The sequence below is a fragment of the Mesorhizobium zhangyense genome, from assembly GCF_011045115.1.
GTDB classification, from domain to species: domain Bacteria; phylum Pseudomonadota; class Alphaproteobacteria; order Rhizobiales; family Rhizobiaceae; genus Mesorhizobium_M; species Mesorhizobium_M zhangyense.
This window is the reverse complement of record NZ_JAAKZG010000008.1, coordinates 13,741-30,720: the sequence shown is the minus strand read 5'-3', so window position 1 is coordinate 30,720 and position 16,980 is coordinate 13,741. Positions and strand designations below refer to the sequence as shown.

The window sequence follows — 16,980 nt, the reverse complement described above, 5'->3', positions numbered from 1 at the left end:
GTTGCCTCCTCGATTGACCGATTAAGCTACCAGGGCCGTGGCCGAGCTTTTCTGCCGCAGCAGCTCCCACATGCCATCGATGGTCGGGCGCCGGGCAAGCTCGACGAAGTTCACCTCGATATCTGCCTGCTTCCATTCGGCCACGAGCTGCATGGCGGCGATGGAGTTGAGGCCGAAATCCATGAGATTGTCATCGTCGGCCGGCTCATCATCGAGGAAACGCATGACCTGTTGCCTGAGCATCTCTTTCGAAAGAGATGCATGCGTCACCGGATCATTTGAAAGCATCCTGGCCTCCTGATGTTTCAGTCGCCGCTGCGCGGCCTTCATGTGAAGATGTCGAAGAACGGAGCGTCATGAGCTGGCTCCTTCAAGGCCTGCGCGCAGATCGATCAGCCCCGCCCGACGCATCGCGCGGAACAGCAAGGCCAGAAGCAGGCCCAATGCCAGAGCCGTCACGCCGAGCAGGAGAATGCTCTGCGCCGGCAAAAACACATTGGCGATCGCACCAATGGCCAGAGCGCCGACAATGTCGCCCAGCGTATCCTGCGCTGCCCAGAGGCTGTTCACGCGCCCGAGATAGCTGTCGGGCGTGTGCGCCTGGATCATGGTGTATTGCAGGAGAGAGGCGATGGCGGTCGCATAGCCGTAGACGGCAAGGGCCGGAAGCGCGAAGTAGATGTGGCCACCCGCCCCGAGTGCCACGACGCACCCAAAAGCCAGCATGCACATGCCGAGCATGACCAGATCTGGTCGTTCGAGATTGCGCGCCCAGCCGCTCAGCACGGCACCCGCGGTCGCGCCGATCGGCACGGCCGAATACATCAATCCGGTCTCGAAGGCGCCGCCGCCAAAGGGGCCGGAGGCGAGCGCCGGAAACAGGATCCTGATCGAACTCGTCAGCGTCAGCAGCGTGCCGATCGCAAAGATGCCAAGCAGCAGACGCTGCCGGAAGAGGAAGACAAAAGCCTGCGCCAGCATGCGCAGCGGATGCTCGATCTCGTGTCGTTCAGGCACCATCCGCGGCAGGCTGAGCAGCGTCAGAACCGTCAGCAACGTGCCCACCGCAGCTATGCCGTAATTCCAGGTGAGGCCAACCCAGGCGATGATCATCCCGCCCAGCGCCGGCGAGATAATGCTGGCGAACCGTCCCGTCATCATGCCGAGCGCCCCCGCCTGCATCAGATTCTCACGGCCGACGATATGCGGCATTGCCGCCATGAGCGCGGAAACGCCCAGCGCGCCGAAGAACCCGTCCCAGAAGGCGAGTGCACAAATCGCGACCACCGAAGGAGAGGCAAACGCGCTGTTGACGGCCAGGGCGACAAATCCAAGGCCGCAGATGCTGCGGGCAAACAGGATCAAACGCCGGCGGTCGTAGAGATCGGCCAGCACGCCGCCGAGAAGCAGGCCTGCGAACATTCCCGCACCATCGAGTGCTGCCACGATGCCGACCTGAAAGCTCGACCCTGTGATCGCATAGACCTGGATCGGGACGCTGACCGCGAGCATGCCAAGCCCCATCAGCGAAATGGTCCGTGCCAGAAGGACGTGCCGGAAATTGGCGTTGGTCCTGAGCAGCGATATGTCGACGAAAAGGCGAGACACCGTCATGGCCGGGCTCCGCCTGAAACCTGCCGAAGCTTTTCCGGGGTAAAGGCCGGAACGATCCGTCGCGGCCTCGGCCGAGGCAGTTCGAGACCGGCTGCGTCAAGAAGCATGCCAAGCACGGCATCGCTATGCCTGTTCAGATAGAAGTGTCCGCCTGAAAATACGCGTCGCGTGAAGTTGCCACTCGTTTCCTTTTTCCAGTCATCAAGCCACTCGATCGGGCAGTCCCGGTCCTCGCTGCCACCCATTGCCGTCATGGGCATCGCCAAAGGGGATCGCGGCTTGTAGCGCCAGGTACCAAGTGCCATCAGATCGGCCCGCAAGGCCGGTATGATCGAAGCCATAAGCCGTTCGTCGGCCATTGCCTCCTCGCTCATCCCATCAAGACGGCGGACGAGTGCGCGCAAGTCCTCCTCGCCGAGTTCGGAACAGGCATCGCCTCGATCGTCACCCGGCGCGCCTCGCGCCGAGACGACGAGATGCTGCGGCGGATTCAGGCCCCGTTCGGACAGAAGATGCGCCACCTCGAAGGCAACGAGCGCGCCAAAGCTGTGACCGAAGAACACGACCTTGCCATGGTCGAGAAGCGGCGCGATCGCACGGGCCGCACTGTCTACGAGTACGTTGAAATCCACGAGCGCAGGCTCCGATGCACGCGAGCAGCGCCCCGGATACTGGACCGCAACGAGATCGGCGGCATCACCTACACGCCAGGCCCAGCGGGCGAAATAGGCAGCGCTTCCCCCACCGAACGGAAAGCAGACGATACGAGCTTCAGGTTCGACGACGTCACGGAAACGGACAAGCCAGGGGCTATCGACGAACCGCTCGCTCAACTCGGACATGGTGGCCACAGCGTTTCCTATAAGTCTGACGCGCCTATCCAGACGGTGGCGGCGCAAGGGTGGGAGACACGCCGATCGCGCCTGCTCGGCCCTGCAACACAGGGACATTTAAACTTGATATTTTTCCTCATATATAGGAAGGACGGTTTCACGTCGACCGAAGCGGGCTACGCCAGAACGGCAAATAGCTACGCACAAACGGCGAGGGGAACTGCCGGCAGTTAGACAATCTGGATTTCTGATTGGGACCGATCTTATGCAGCACGTGGCACTGAAGCCCGAGATTCCGCATCAGCTGTTTGTTGGCAGCGTCGATAGCGTGCCCACCTGCACGACCGATTCCAGGACCTACGAGATCTGGCCGAAGCTTCTCCTGATGGTGCTGATGCAGGGCGTCCAGCACTTCGTGGTCGACGGCATGCCATTTCACATCGACGCCGGTCAGGATGAAGGAGCCGCCCCGCTGGTGTTCATGCTCAACGTCGCTCGTCGTTCGACTTTGCGGTTCATTCATGACCACGACGCCCCGATCCGCAAGGCGATGATTTCCGCCCCGCGGCCTTGGCTGGACTGGCTGATGCAAACGCAGACGCAAGGATCGACGACGCTCAACCGCTTCCTGTCCGAGCACCTCGCACAGTTTCGCTACGTACCATGCCGTCATGTGACGACCCTGGCCGAACAGCTGATAAATCCGCCGCCGTCAATGCAGGGTGAGATTCGAACGCTTTACCGCAGTTCGCGTGGCCTCGACATATTGTCGTCCTCGTGGGCGACGCTTCTCGATCACCGGGAACATCGCGAGAAACCCGGCCTCATGAGCCTTCGCCAGAGCGAGCGCGTCCGGGACTACATTGTCGACAACCTCGATGACGTGCTGACGATCGACAGGATTGCGCGGGATGTCGGAGCAAGCGTCTCTTCCGTGCAACGGCATTTCAAGGAGCATTTCGGGCTGACGGTCTTTGAATTCATCCGTGCAAGGCGGCTTGAACGCGCCAGCGATGCGCTGCAGCGCGACGGCATCTCGATCGCGCAGGCAGCCCATCTTGCCGGCTATGCCAACTCCGCGCACTTCACCACTGCCTTCAAAAGGACCTATGGCGTTCTGCCGAGCCACCGACGCAGATAAAGTGGCAGAATTGTGCGCTGCGAGCGGAACATCTGGCAGATCCTGTCTCGAATTCCGTTCTGAACGAGATTGAGACAATCGGACGCGGCCCGACCCGAAATGTCAGGTCAATTTTCGCGGTTCCCACTTCCGACGCGCGCATAATTCCCGGCTTCGGCGCGCTTATCCGGGATAGGCGGCCTGCAATGCCGCCATGTTTTCAATCACATGCGGACCTATCGCCTGAAACACTTTAGCCGCTATCAGAACCGCCACGACACGCCTCGCTCTGCGGGATCGACAACCCGCGACACGCTGGTCGCAGCCCCGCTTCACCCTCTGTGGGCCGATCGAAAAACGCCTGAAATCAAGCGTGATCGCTCGCCTATTGCAGTGCAGCATAGCGGCATTTAAATTGCGACGGTCTCGGGCGGCTGCGTGATCGGCAAGCACCATCAGCTGAATACAAGAGCCTCCGACGCGCGGATTGCCGCCGCGTTCAATCCTGATTGGAGTACGGTTTGATACCGGCGGACATCGCTTTCACGACTGTCGATCTGAAGAGGATCAATCGATTTAAGATCGGATTCGTGGTGCGCGCAACCAGGACCACCATCGCCATATGACGAGCATCACCGGCCGGCTAATCAAGGGAAGCATGTGGCTGAGCCTGTCCCGCGCGATCGTGAACGGGCTGGCGACGCTGAGCACTTTCGTGCTCGCGTGGAACCTGACGCCTTCCGATTTCGGCGTCGTCGCGCTGGGCACGACGATGCTGCTGATCGTCAGCACCGTCACCGAATTATCGCTCACCGAAGCGCTCATTCGCCACAAGGCGCCCGACGAATCGCATTTCAGCGCCGCCTGGACGCTCAACGCCACGCGTGGATTGCTGCTCTGCCTGCTTTTTGCAGTCTGCGCCTATCCGGCGTCGGTCCTGTTCGAAGAGCCGAGGCTTGCCGGGGTCATGCTCGCGCTTGGCCTGAGCATGTTCATGGGCGGCCTGATCAATCCGCGCCGTATCCTGCTTCAGCGTGACCTGATCTTCTGGCAGGAATTCGTCCTCAGCGTCTCGCAGAAGTTCACGGGCTTCATCGCCGCAGTTGCAATCGCGATGATCTATCACAGCTATTGGGCGCTGGTGATCGGGACGCTGGTGACACAGGCGACGAACGTCATCGTCTCCTATCTCGTGCTGCCGTTCCGGCCGAGGGTCACGTTCCAGCATATGCGGGAGTTCTTTTCCTTCTCCGCGTGGCTCACGGCCGGCCAGATCGTCAATACGCTCAACTGGCGTTTTGATTACCTGCTGGTCGGCAAGATGCTCGGCGGCACGGCGCTCGGCTATTATTCGGTCGGCAGCAACCTCGCCATGATGCCGACGCGCGAAGCGACCGCGCCGCTGACGCAGACGATCTATCCCGGCTTTTCCAGCATCAGCCACGATCCGCCACGCCTTGCCGCCGCCTATCAGCGCGTGCAGGCACTGGTCGCCGCGATCGCGCTTCCCGCCGGCATCGGCGTCGCGGTGGTCGCCGATCCGCTTGTCAGGCTCGCGCTGGGCGAGAAATGGGTGCCGATCGTCTTCGTCATCCAGTCGCTCGCCTCGGTCTTCGCGCTCCAGACGCTGGGCTCTCTGGTGCAGCCGCTGGGCATGGCCAAGGGCGAGACGCGCCTGCTGTTCATCCGCGACACGCAGATGCTGCTGGTGCGGGTTCCGATCATGGTCATCGGCCTGCTGCTCTACGGACTTCCGGGCATCGTCATCGGCCGCGTGTTCACCGGCCTGTTCAACGCGCTCGTCAACATGATCCTCGTCAAGCGCTTCATCGGTGTCACGGTGCTGAAACAACTCTCGGCGAATGTGCGCGCGCTTGCGAGCGTCGTGGTCATGGCGGCAGGCGTTACGCTCGCCGCGCGCTATCTGGGCCACACGGCTGACAAGATGATGCTCGTGCAGCAACTGGCGCTCCTGGTGACGCTGGGGGGCGCTTTGTATTGCGGGTCGAGCCTGCTGCTCTGGATATTGATGAAGCGACCAGCCGGCCCCGAGATGGAGATCCAGAAGATCCTTGGCAAAATCCTGTCGAAAGTTCGCCCCGCTTGAAGGCTACGCTGCAATTTCCCGCCGCATGCACGGCTTGCACGCCAGATGGAGAATGAGAAAATGACCTCGAAATCAAATCTGGTCCTGATCGCCGAATTGCAGGACATGATCCACGATTGCCTGAAGGACTATGTCTCCGGCGACGAGCCGGTGGCGATGGTCGATTTCCCCGACTACAAGAATGTCGGCGATTCCGCGATCTGGCTGGGTCAGATGGCCTATCTCTCGTCCCGGTTCGACAAGGCGCCCACCTACATATCGTCGCTGCAGGACCACTCGCACGAGAAGCTGAACGAAGCCGCCCCTTCCGGGCCGATTCTCATCACCGGGGGAGGCACGTTCGGCGATATCTGGTCGGGACATCAGGAGCTTCGCGAGAGCATCCTGGAGCGCTTTCCCAACCGTCTGGTCGTGCAATTGCCGCAGTCCATTCATTACAAGTCGCAAGACCACGCCGATCGGATGGCGCGGGCGATCGCAAAGCACAAGAATTTCGTGTTGCTCGTGCGCGACGAGGAATCGAAGGCGTTCGCCGAAAAGCATTTCGATTGCCGGGTGCATCTCTGCCCGGACATGGCGTTCGGTATCGGCCCGATCCAGCCGCTGGCCGCAACCGAATTTCCAGTGCTGGCGATGCTGCGGGCGGATCAGGAAAAGGCCTCGAATTACGATTTTTCCGCCTATCCCGATGTTCCCGTCGAGGACTGGATCAGCGAATCCCGCACCCCGGTGCGCATCGCCAAGGCGCTTGGTGCGGCGAAGGCAGTCGTTTCGCTGGATCCCGAGCGGATACGGGGCGCCAAGCTCAACGCTGCCGCGCACAACCGCTTCCGGCGCGGCATACGGCAGATTTCGCGCGGGCAGGCCATCGTCACCGACCGCCTGCATGTCCACATCTGCGCGCTGCTGCTCGGCCGGCCGCATGCCGTCCTCGACAACAGCTACGGCAAGGTGCGGCGGTTCATGAACGCCTTCTCGGGCGGGACGGACCTGTCCTACAAGGCGGAATCGCTCGACGACGGGATCGCCTGGGCGCGCAGTCAGGCCGGCCTCGGAGCCGCCGCATGATGCCGTGCGTCATGCGAACAGATATCCGCGGAGGTGAAATACGATGACCACGGTCACCTTCATCATTCCCGTCCGCCATCAGGACAATGCCCGCGACTGGGGCCTTCTCAAGGCGAACCTTACCCAGACCATCGCCTCGATCTCGAACCAGACCAATGGCGACTGGCGGGGCATCGTCGTGGCGAATGAGGGCGCCGATCTGCCCGATTTGCCGGAACGCTTCGAGGTGGAGCGCGTGACCTTTCCGCCAAACAACCTGCACGAAATCGACAAGGCCGACATCGAGGCTGTCTACGATGCCTTCCGCGCCGACAAGGGACGCCGGGTGCTGATGGGAATGCTGCGCGCGCGCGACAGCCGCTTCTTCATGATCGTCGACGACGACGATTTCGTGAATGCCGGCATCGTCCAATATGCATCGGAGAGTCCCAACGCGAATGGATGGGCGATCGACCGCGGCTATATCTGGGACGATGGCGGCAAACTGCTGCTGGGATATGACGAGTTCAACCATCTCTGCGGGACGTCGCTGATCGTCCGAGCAGATCTCTATGGCCTGCCGGAAAGCTTCGAGGATGCCTCGCTCGACTGGATCAAGACGATGCTGGGCAGCCATGTCCGCATCGCCGACATCCTCGCGCAGCGCGGCACGCCATTGGGGACGCTGCCGTTCCGTGGCGCCGTCTACCGCGTCGCCCATGCGGGTTCGCACAGCAAGGCGCCCGGCATCCTGGTCAAATATTTCCTGAGCTGGGAAGCGCTCAAGCGGCCCCGGCGACTGCTGCGCAACCTGGGCAAGCTCCGGCTGGTCAACGAGATCGCCAAACGCGAATTTTTCGGCCAGCGAATTTAGCGCTAAGGCGCATGACTACACCGCTCAGACGCTTGGCTCAGCCGTCAAGCGGCTGGATATCCGCGTCGGCCAGAACGTAGGTCGCATAGCGGAAATCGCGGATGTTGGCGACGTTCTCGCCAAGCCATTCGAGCAGCATGAAGCCGCGCACGCCGGCATCCGGTGACTGCGGATCCCGGATGAGGATGGCCGGCCGGCCGTCGACAAAGCCGAGCGACAGTGACCAGTCGTCGGCGCGGCTGTAATTGCCGTAATAGTTCGACACCTGCGCCTTGCCGCGCATGCGGGTGCGGTTGACGACTTCGAGCTGGATATCCTCGCCGATAAGAGCCCGCACCGCGTCGAAGTCGCGTGCGTTGAACAGATCGACATAGCGCCGAAGACGTCGCTCATCGTCGGCATCCAGCGTCGGTTTGACGACCTCTTCGGGCTCCTGCGCCAGCAGGCGAAGCTGCGCCCGCCCGCGATGCAACGCCGCTTTGGTGGCTGCGAGCGTTGCGCCAGTCGCCTCACAGGCTTCATGCAGGCTGAGGCCGAGCACATCGACGAGGATCACCGCGCTGCGCTGCTGCACGGAGAGATGCATGAAAGTGCGAAGGCCGATCTGGGCAACATGCCGGCTGTCGGCTGCACTGGACGGGTCCTCGATCATCGATATATCGGCCTCGCTCATGCGCGATCTTTCCCGGGTGCGTCGGCGCAGATAATCATGGGCGGCATTGTGGGCGACGCGAAACAGCCACTGCTCGGGCTGCTCGACTGTAACATTGCCGTCGAATGCCTGGAGCGCCTTCGCAAGCGCTTCCTGCACCACGTCCTCGCCGTCGATCACGGAACCCGCCATGCGGGCGCAGTAGCGATGCAGTCTCGGGCGGAGGTCGACCAGCATGGCCTCGAAAGCCGGCCGGTCCAGTTTCTGCGTTGCTGAGTTCATTGCGTCCCGTGGTGTTTCCGATTTCTGCAATTTACCCGTCCGGGTCGGAACCCTAGGTTGTCGGTTTCGTCCCTGCAAGCATGCGGCAGTTGCCCACGCCCCCTGCGGGGGCGTTCTCCCTGATGTTTGGCCTACCAATAAGACGCCAGAGGCTCGCAAAAAGATTCTCATGCACCTGAGAATCTTTTTGCGAGCCTCCGGCGTCTTTCACGTGAAGGGGCCTGCGAGCGCAGGAAAACCGCTTCGAACAACGAGGAGAGACAAAATGGCTTATATCGAAGGACGCGTTGCTGCGGTGCCCGCCGCGAACAAGGAAGCCTATCGCAAGCACGCCGCGGACGCCGCAGCAATATTCAGGGAATTCGGCGCAACCCGCGTCGTCGAGACATGGGGCGACGACGTCCCCGACGGCACGATCACCGACTTCAAGGGCGCGGTGAAGGCAAAGCCGGACGAGATCATCGTCTTTGCCTGGCATGAATATCCTTCGAAGGAAGTGGCCGACGCCGCAAACGAGAAATTCATGAGCGACCCGCGCATGAAGCAACTCGGCGCAACGATGCCCTATGATGGCATGCGCATGATCTTCGGCGGTTTCACGTCCGTTCTCGACGAAAACGCCAAGGGCAAGATGGGCTATGTCGACGGCTCGCTCGTGCCGGTCCCCGCCAGTAACAAGGCTGCCTATCACGAGCTGTCGGCCAAGCTCATTCCGGTGCTGATGGAGCATGGCGCGACGCGCGTGGTCGATACGTGGGAAGACAATGTTCCCGACGGCAAGATTACCGACTACAAGGGCGCGGTGAAGGCGTCGGGCGACGAGAAGATCGTCTATTCCTGGATCGAATGGCCGTCGAAGGCAGTCCGCGATGCCGGCTGGGAGAAGGTGTTTACGGACCCTCGCATGTATGCGGACGCAGAGCCCTACGACAACAAGCGCAGGGTCCATGGCGGCTTCATGCCGCTCATCGACGCCTGACGCAGGTCGCCGATATCCCACTCGCAATTCGAGTGCGAGTGGGAGCTTCCCGGCAGGATCAGACGATGAAGAACTCGCCGGCACTCAGGACCAGCCCCGGCGTGAGCGTCGCGAACTGCACCGGGGCGGCGCCACCAAGGCCGTCCTTGTCGAAACGCAAAAAGCCGCTCATCGGATCGTACATGATGCGATCGGTGGAATCCTGCGCAGTCGGGCCTATGCGGAAAGCACCGGCGGTCAACCAGCCGGCCGGCAAACCGGTGAAGATACTGTTCTCAAGCTGGATGGTGTCGCTTGCCGCGCTGTAATCGGTGATCTTGTCGATGTTGGTCGAGCCCAGCGGCGCATTGAACAGGAACGCATCGCTGCCCGTACCACCGACCAAGGTATCCTTGCCGGCACCACCGACGAGGAGATCGTTGCCGGCACCGCCGCGAAGCGTGTTGCTGCCGCCATTGCCGATGATCGTGTTGTTGAGGCTGTTGCCGTTTCCGGAAACACTGGCCGTGCCCACGAACTCCAGCCGCTCGACATTGGCTCCCAATGTCCAGTCGATATAGGAGCGCACGGTGTCCATGCCTGCGCCCACCGCTTCGATCACCCGATCCCCAGTCGACGAGACGATATAGATATCGTTGCCCGTGCCGCCATACATGGTGTCATTGCCGCCGCCACCATCGAGAAGATCATGACCGGCGCCACCGTCCAGCAGGTCATTGCCCACCTCACCATAAATCGCGTCATTGCCGTCGCCGCCATAGCCGGCGTCATCGCCACCGCCGAGATAGAGCCGGTCGTTGCCGGCACCTCCGGAGAATTTGTTGTCGTTGTAACCGAAGGCGATCGTGCCCTTCGCAGTGTCGGTGATGATGTCTGCAAAGGCAGAGCCCGTCACGTCAGAAAACCCTTTTAACTTATCGCCCTGAGCGTGCCCGCCGACGCCGGTAGTCTGTGTGCCATGGGTTATATTAATCGTGACGGCTGCATTCGACGAAGCGTAGGAAACCGTATCGCCGGCATCGCTGCCGCCGAACAGGACATCCGCGCCGGCACCGCCTTCAATCGTATCGATGCCTGAATCTCCGTTGATGGTGTCGGCACCATCATCGCCATAGAGCCGGTCATTGCCCGCTCCGCCGCCGACGGAATCGTTGCCGGTGCCGCCATAAACCGTGTCGTTCCCGTCGCCGGCCGAAATCACGTCATTGCCGCCCGGACCGGTGCGCGCCGCGTCGCCATAGATGACGTTGGCGAACTGGTTGCCCTGTATGTCATCGCCGCCATTGCTGCCGCGGGCATTTTCGATGATGCCGTTTATGGTGAGCGATATGCTGGTGTTGTCAGGCGACGGATTGGGAAAGAATCTGCCATGCGCCGACGGCGAAGGTGACGTTGTCCAGTCGAGCCGAATGCTGGGGCGCTGGGAGTAGGTTCCCGTTATGCGAATCTCGTCGATACCCGTCCCGTCGTCGTTGATGACCACGCCGGAACTCGATCCCAGTGAATTGACGATGTAGATGTTGTTGGCCATGCCTCGTCTCCGCCAGGCGACCCGCAATCACGGGCACCACCAATGGGTTGCTGCGACTGGACAACACTGCACAGAGCGTGATTGCAGCGGGATTCTCATCCCGGCACCAAAACAGGGCTCTGCGCGAACGTATCCGTTCGCGATCAAAGCCCAGGCCGGATGAACTGCCCCCAAAGGCCCACGTACTTCTGAGCACGGACAGATTGCATGGCGCGCGCAATGCCCGCAAGAGGATACGCGCGCCGTGCGCTACCACTTTTGACTTAAGCGACAGCCGCTTGCGCTCAGACCCGGGGCATTCCCCTTGGCCGCATGTGCCGCTTCTGCGCGGCAATGCGGAAGGGAGCGTTGGCGGCGCCATAGCCCTTGTAGCCGCCGCGTCGCTCGACGATCTCGAAGATGAAGCCCTCGCCCCAGGTCGGCGCATAGAGCTGGAAATACTCGCCATGCTCGTCGCGGTCGTAGAGCATGTTCTCCTCGCGCAGACGGTCGGCAAGCTCGGGTTCCAGCCCGAAGCGGGCTTCGACGTCGTCATAGTAGTTGGGCGAGATGGCAAGCGTGGCAAAGCCGTTCGCCTTCAGCGCGGCGGCCGTGGCAAAAATATCGTCGGTCGCAAAAGCCAGATGCTGGGTGCTCGAGCCGAAACTCTCGGCGATGAAATGGCCGGCAAGCGTGCGCCGGTTTTCCGCTCCGTTGAGGGTCAGCCGCAGCGAACCGTCGTCGTTTTCGATGACCTGGCTGCGCACGATGCCGGCCGGGTCGATGACGTCGACCATCGGCGTCTTCCGCGTCCGGAAGATGGACGTGTAGAACAAAAGCCAGGTCAGCATTTCGTCGTGGTCCATCGTCTGGCCGACGTGATCGATCTGCCGCAAGCCGACCGGACGCGCGGGAGCGGGAGCGTCTGTTGGAACGAACTCGACTTCCCACACCCGCGCCAGTTCCGATGTGCGGTCGACAAAATGAACCACGCTGCCGCCGACACCACGAATGGCGGGCAGCGTCAGTTCACCAGGCCCAACCGCCTGTTCAAAGGGTTCCGCGCCCAGCGCCCGGGCACGCAATACGGCTGCCTGCGCATCTTCCACGCCCAGCCCGATGGCACAGACCGAGGTGCCATGCACGGTAAAGGAGGAATGGGCAAAACTCTCCCGCTCGGTGTTGATGACCAGATTGATGCCGCCCTGCCGGTAGAGCGTAACGTTCTTGGAGACATGGCGGCCCTCCTTGCGGAAGCCGAGCGCACCAAACATCGTCGCCAGGCTCGCCGCATCAGTCTCGTCGGCGGCGAACTCGATGAACTCCACGCCATGAACGCCGACCCGATCCGGGATGTCCGGCGTGGCGAGCGCAATGTCTGGCTCCTCGCGCCGCACCTGGTCCATCAGATAGACGAGCGAGCGGTGGCCGTCGACCGAGATCGACTTTGCCGAGCCACCGCGGAACTGGTCGTTGAATATCTCCAGCGAGAGGTAGCCGTCGTAACCCGTTGCGGCGACCGCGCGCATAAAATCCTTGACCGGGAGGTCGCCCTCGCCCGGCATGTTGCGGAAATGGCGGCTCCAATAGAGCAGGTCCATGTCGATGGCCGGTGCATCGGCGAGCTGAACGATGAAGATCTTGTCCTTCGGGATCGAACGGATCGAACCCACATCGATCTTGCGCGCCAGCGTGTGGAAGGAATCGAGAATGATACCGATATTGGGGTGGTTGGCGCGACGCACGATCTCCCAGGCGTCGCGATGGTCGTGGACGTGCCGGCCCCAGGCGAGCGCTTCATAGCCTACCCGCAGGCCGCGCTTTGCCGCACGCTCGCCAAGTTCGAAGAAATCAGCCGCAGCCCGGTCGATGCCGCCGAGCGAAACCGGCGAGACGCTGGAGCAGACCAGCATCAGGTCTGTGCCCAGTTCCTGCATGACGTCGAACTTGCGCTCGGCCCGGTCAAAGGCGCGGCCGCGCTGCGGCTCGGGCAGGCCCTCGAAATCGCGGAACGGCTGGAACAGCGTTATCTCCAGCCCGGCATCGCGCACCATACTGCCGACATCGCGCGGCGAGCCGTCGAAGGCCAGAAAATCGTTCTCGAAGATTTCGATGCCGTCAAAACCCGCCGCGGCAATCGCTGCCAGCTTCTCACCTAAATCGCCCGATATCGATACCGTCGCTATCGACGTCTTCATCATGCAAGGTCTCCACATAAAAGTACGAACCAGTTCGTCTAGAGCAACACCTGCTCAAATGCATCCTGTTGCGAAGCGAAACCAGGCTGAGCCACCGTCACTCCCCGAGGTTTTCGCTGCGGGTCACGAAGCGGACGACCATTTCGACGGAATTGCAGCGCAGCCTTTCAAGCTGGTCTTCAGCGCCGAAGTCGCGGCCGAAAATCTTCGAGAAGGTGGCCCGGTTCGAAACGTTGAAGAAGCAGAGCGCACTCACCTGCCAGTGCAGTTCGACAGGATCAATGCCCTCTCGGAAAAACCCTTCCCTGACGCCCCTGGCATAGATGCGGGCGATATGGTCGATCGCCGTGACGTTCAGATCGCGAATCATCTCGGAACGATCGAGATACTGCCCGTGATGAATGTTCTCGATCATCACCATACGGATGAATTCCTCGTGCCGGTGATGATGGTCGAAGGTGAATTCGACGAGCCGGCTCAGAGCCGCAATCGGCGGCAAGCCTTCAATGTCCAGCTTGGCCTCACCTTCGCGAACGAGCCGGTAGGCGTTTTCGAGCGCGCTGAGATACAGCCCTTCCTTGTCGCCGAAATAATAGTAGATCATCCGCTTGCTGGAACGGGTGCGGGCCGCGATCTCGTCGACGCGGGCACCGGAAAGCCCGTTCAGCGCGAACTCCTCCGAGGCGATCTCCAATATGTTGCGCTTCGTTCCCTCCGGGTCCTGCGCGCGCGTCGGAGACCCGTCCGCCTTGCGCCGCCGCTTGCCGCTTTCCGTGCTCATATCGCCATCCATCCCCCCGACCACTTGATCGGTGATTGACTAAACTAACCAGATCGTACATTGTGCCCAAAATCAAGCGCAGTCATTTACCGGCGGCGCTCGACCAAAGACAAGAGCGGCTATCAGCCGCTTTCGGCCGCCAGGCCGACCGGGAGAGGATTAAGTGCACGTTTCTGGCGACAGGATCATCGATATGCTGCGCGCATTGACCGCACATCAGGCCGAGCGCCTCGATGCCGGGCAAGCCGCGATCGTGATCGGCCTGATCGGGCGCGGCATCCAGTCTTCCCGCTCGCCGGTCATGCACGAGCGTGAAGGCGCGCGGCTCGGCATGCGCTACACCTATTCACTCATCGACTTCGACAAGCTCGGCCTGCCGGATTCGGCGCTGGGCGATATCGTCGAGGGATTGGAGAAGCTGGGCTTTGCCGGTTTCAACGTTACCCATCCCTTCAAGCAGAGCATCATCCCACATCTCACCGGCCTCGCGGACGAAGCCTCGGCGATCGGCGCCGTCAACACTGTCGTGCTGAAGGACGGCGCGCGGACGGGCCACAACACCGATTGCTGGGGTTTTGCCGAAAGCTTTCGCGACACGATGGCAGGTTGCCCCATGAGCAATGTCGTCCAGTTCGGCGCGGGCGGCGCGGGTGCGGCAGTCTCCTACGCGCTGATGGAGCTCGGCGTTGCCGACCTTGCCATCATCGACAGCGATCGCGAGCGGGCAGAGCGCCTTTCGGCACGGATGGCGCCTCGATTCGGGCAGCGTGCCCACGCTTCGGCGGATGTCGAACACAGCCTTTCGCGTGCCGCCGGCATCGTCAACACGACGCCGGTGGGCATGGCGAAATATCCGGGAATTCCTTTTGCCGCAGACCTGCTTTCGACCCGTCATTGGGTCGCTGAGATCATCTATTTTCCGCAGGAGACCGAATTGCTGCGCCGCGCCCGTGCGCTCGGCTGCCGCACGCTGGCGGGTACCGGCATGGCGGTCTATCAGGCCGTGCGCGCCTTCGAACTGTTCACCGGCATAGCGCCGGACCGCGCGGCAATGGTCGGCCATTTCGAGGCAGCTGCATGAACGCCCTCACCCATACGAACCATATCGAATGCGTCGTGCAGAATCACGACCAGCTTGGCGAGACGCCGCTGTGGTGCGAGCGGACGCAGAAGCTCTGGTGGGTCGATATCGAACAGCCCAGGCTGCAGTCTTTCGATCCGGCCACCGGCGCGCATCGTGTCATCGAGATGCCCGGCACCTATCTCGGTTCGCAAGCGTTGACGGTTTCCGGAGCGCGGATGGTCGCCATCGATCTCGAACTGCAGCTGTTCGATACAGAGACCGGAACGGCGACTCCCTTCGCCGTTGTGGAACACGGCGTCGACAATCGCCTCAACGACGGCCGTGTCGACCAGCGCGGACGCCTGTGGATCGGCACGATGGACAACCAGCTCCACCGGCCGAACGGCAGCCTCTACCGGGTCGACCCGAACGGCACGGTCAAGAAAATGGCCGGCGACATCATCGTCAGCAACGGCATCGCCTTTTCGCCGGATGGCACGACGCTCTATTTCACCGACACGCGGCGATACATCAGTTGGGCCTTCGATCTCGACCTCGACGATGGCGCAATCACCAACCGGCGCGTCTTTGCCGATTATTCCGCGACAGGCGACCGGCCCGACGGCGCCTGCATCGATGTCGACGGTTGCCTCTGGACCGCATTCTTCGCCGGCGGCCGCATCGTCCGCTATCGGCCCGACGGCGCCATCGATCGCCAGATCGCGCTTCCGGTCACCAATCCGACCTGCCTCTGCTTCGGCGGGAAAGAGCTCAAGACACTTTACGTCACCAGCGCCACGAAATTCCTGACGCCCGAGCAGCGGGCGGCGGAACCGTTGGCGGGATCATTGTTTGCGATCGAAGGTATCGGCCAGGGGCTGCCGGAGAATCGCTTCGGATAATTCGACTATTTGGGAGGGGAATACGAATGCCTGCAACTATCACCAGAAGAGCGCTGATCGCCGGCGCGGCCTGTCTCGGTCTCTTGACCGCATCAGCTGCCGCCGAGCCGATGAAACTGCGCTTCGCCGATTCCACCACCGCGGATGCGCCGCGCTCGGTCGCGCTGGTAGACATCTTCGCCAAGCAACTTGGCGACGGGTTCAAGTTTGAGCCCTATTTCGGCTCGACGCTCTACAAGCAGGGCACGGAAATCGTCGCCGTCCAGCGCGGCAATCTCGAAATGGCGCTCATGCCGCCCTCCGATTTCGCCAAGCAGGTTCCAGCCTTCAGCATCCTGACCGCCGCCTATCTCGTGCGCGATGCACAGCACATGAAAGCGATCTTCGACAGCGACGTCGGCGAAGAACTCAAGAAGATGGCGCGCGAAGAGATGGGCGTCGTGGTGCTGGCGCCGGCCTATTACGGTACGCGCCACGTCAATCTGCGCGGCGACAAGAAAATCAACGTCCCGGCAGATCTCGCCGGCGTGAAATTGCGCATGCCGGGTGGCGAGTCCTGGCAGTTCCTCGGCGAATCCATCGGCGCCAACCCGACCGCGATGGACTATGCCGAGGTCTATACCGGCCTGCAGACCGGGGCGATCGACGCGCAGGACAATCCTCTGCCCAACGACAAGCTGATGAAGTTCTACGAGGTGACGAACCAGATCGTGCTGACCGGGCACAATGTCGGCTTCGGCCTGCTGCTTATCAACGCCAAGCTGTTCGATTCACTGACGCCGGAACAGCAGAAGACGATGCAGGAGGCCGCAAACGCTGCCTTCGCCTCGAGCGACGCCGAATATGTGAAGCAGGAGAGCGAACTCGTCGAATTCTTCAAGGCTCATGGGCTCGATGTCTACACGCCTGATGTCGAGGCGTTCCGCGCTTACTCGAACAAGAAATATCTTGAATCGCCGCTCTCCAAGGACTGGCCGGAAGGCATGCTGGAGCGGATCAACAAACTGTAGTGCCTACG

General features: G+C 61.6%; 15 protein-coding genes. 8 read left to right on the top strand and 7 right to left on the bottom strand.

Annotation, left to right across the window (positions count from 1 at the left end):
* Positions 1–21: 21 nt before the first annotated feature.
* From G6N74_RS18780 to G6N74_RS18770, 3 genes are read right to left on the bottom strand one after another with little or no spacing between them, the layout of a single operon-like run.
* On the bottom strand, positions 22–330 hold the full coding sequence (locus tag G6N74_RS18780) for a phosphopantetheine-binding protein (RefSeq protein ID WP_165119487.1): 309 nt from the start codon (positions 328–330) through the stop codon (positions 22–24).
* Between the two features lie 24 nt (positions 331–354).
* The gene (gene entS / locus G6N74_RS18775) at positions 355–1,614 is read right to left on the bottom strand and encodes an enterobactin transporter EntS (protein ID WP_165119486.1); all 1,260 of its coding nucleotides are present in this window, start codon (positions 1,612–1,614) and stop codon (positions 355–357) included.
* Positions 1,611–2,456 carry a thioesterase II family protein gene (locus G6N74_RS18770; protein WP_246245818.1) on the bottom strand — a complete coding sequence of 282 codons (846 nt, stop codon included), beginning with the start codon at positions 2,454–2,456 and terminating at the stop codon, positions 1,611–1,613. Before G6N74_RS18770 ends, entS begins: the two co-directional genes overlap by 4 nt.
* A 256-nt stretch (positions 2,457–2,712) precedes the next feature.
* Here G6N74_RS18770 and G6N74_RS18765 point away from each other — a divergent pair, with 256 nt between their 5' ends.
* The 4 genes from G6N74_RS18765 to G6N74_RS18750 all read left to right on the top strand — a co-directional run bounded on the left by G6N74_RS18765 (position 2,713) and on the right by G6N74_RS18750 (position 7,595).
* The gene (locus tag G6N74_RS18765) at positions 2,713–3,588 is read left to right on the top strand and encodes a helix-turn-helix transcriptional regulator (RefSeq protein ID WP_165119484.1); all 876 of its coding nucleotides are present in this window, start codon (positions 2,713–2,715) and stop codon (positions 3,586–3,588) included.
* A 601-nt stretch (positions 3,589–4,189) separates the two neighbouring features.
* A complete protein-coding gene (locus G6N74_RS18760; RefSeq protein ID WP_165119483.1) occupies positions 4,190–5,674 on the top strand; it encodes a lipopolysaccharide biosynthesis protein in 1,485 nt (494 codons plus the stop codon).
* 60 nt (positions 5,675–5,734) lie between these two features.
* Positions 5,735–6,742 (top strand): polysaccharide pyruvyl transferase family protein, encoded by a 1,008-nt coding sequence (locus tag G6N74_RS18755; protein ID WP_165119482.1) that lies wholly within the window; start codon positions 5,735–5,737, stop codon positions 6,740–6,742.
* Positions 6,743–6,785: 43 nt separating this feature from the next.
* Positions 6,786–7,595, top strand: coding sequence for a galactosyl transferase (locus G6N74_RS18750; protein ID WP_165119481.1), 810 nt, complete (start codon positions 6,786–6,788; stop codon positions 7,593–7,595).
* A 37-nt stretch (positions 7,596–7,632) separates the two neighbouring features.
* Here G6N74_RS18750 and G6N74_RS18745 read toward each other — a convergent pair whose 3' ends face one another.
* Positions 7,633–8,529, bottom strand: a complete 897-nt coding sequence (locus tag G6N74_RS18745; RefSeq protein ID WP_165119480.1) for a sigma-70 family RNA polymerase sigma factor — start codon at positions 8,527–8,529, stop codon at positions 7,633–7,635.
* Positions 8,530–8,794: 265 nt separating this feature from the next.
* On the opposite strand from G6N74_RS18745, the gene G6N74_RS18740 reads away from it, so the two are divergent.
* The gene (locus G6N74_RS18740; RefSeq protein WP_165119479.1) at positions 8,795–9,508 is read left to right on the top strand and encodes a DUF1428 domain-containing protein; all 714 of its coding nucleotides are present in this window, start codon (positions 8,795–8,797) and stop codon (positions 9,506–9,508) included.
* A gap of 58 nt (positions 9,509–9,566) precedes the next feature.
* Here the strand turns inward: G6N74_RS18740 and G6N74_RS18735 are convergent, their stop codons facing one another.
* The 3 genes from G6N74_RS18735 to G6N74_RS18725 all read right to left on the bottom strand — a co-directional run bounded on the left by G6N74_RS18735 (position 9,567) and on the right by G6N74_RS18725 (position 13,997).
* The gene (locus G6N74_RS18735) at positions 9,567–11,039 is read right to left on the bottom strand and encodes a calcium-binding protein (RefSeq protein WP_165119478.1); all 1,473 of its coding nucleotides are present in this window, start codon (positions 11,037–11,039) and stop codon (positions 9,567–9,569) included.
* Positions 11,040–11,323: 284 nt separating this feature from the next.
* A complete protein-coding gene (locus G6N74_RS18730; protein ID WP_165119677.1) occupies positions 11,324–13,216 on the bottom strand; it encodes a bifunctional sugar phosphate isomerase/epimerase/4-hydroxyphenylpyruvate dioxygenase family protein in 1,893 nt (630 codons plus the stop codon).
* A gap of 97 nt (positions 13,217–13,313) precedes the next feature.
* Positions 13,314–13,997 carry a TetR/AcrR family transcriptional regulator gene (locus G6N74_RS18725; RefSeq protein WP_165119477.1) on the bottom strand — a complete coding sequence of 228 codons (684 nt, stop codon included), beginning with the start codon at positions 13,995–13,997 and terminating at the stop codon, positions 13,314–13,316.
* Between the two features lie 163 nt (positions 13,998–14,160).
* On the opposite strand from G6N74_RS18725, the gene G6N74_RS18720 reads away from it, so the two are divergent.
* From G6N74_RS18720 to G6N74_RS18710, 3 genes are read left to right on the top strand one after another with little or no spacing between them, the layout of a single operon-like run.
* The gene (locus G6N74_RS18720; RefSeq protein ID WP_312857894.1) at positions 14,161–15,078 is read left to right on the top strand and encodes a shikimate dehydrogenase; all 918 of its coding nucleotides are present in this window, start codon (positions 14,161–14,163) and stop codon (positions 15,076–15,078) included.
* The gene (locus G6N74_RS18715; RefSeq protein WP_165119476.1) at positions 15,075–15,962 is read left to right on the top strand and encodes an SMP-30/gluconolactonase/LRE family protein; all 888 of its coding nucleotides are present in this window, start codon (positions 15,075–15,077) and stop codon (positions 15,960–15,962) included. Before G6N74_RS18720 ends, G6N74_RS18715 begins: the two co-directional genes overlap by 4 nt.
* 26 nt (positions 15,963–15,988) lie before the next feature.
* Positions 15,989–16,972: a sialic acid TRAP transporter substrate-binding protein SiaP gene (locus G6N74_RS18710; RefSeq protein WP_165119475.1), complete on the top strand. Its 984-nt coding sequence runs from the start codon at positions 15,989–15,991 to the stop codon at positions 16,970–16,972.
* The last annotated feature ends 8 nt before the right edge of the window (positions 16,973–16,980 follow it).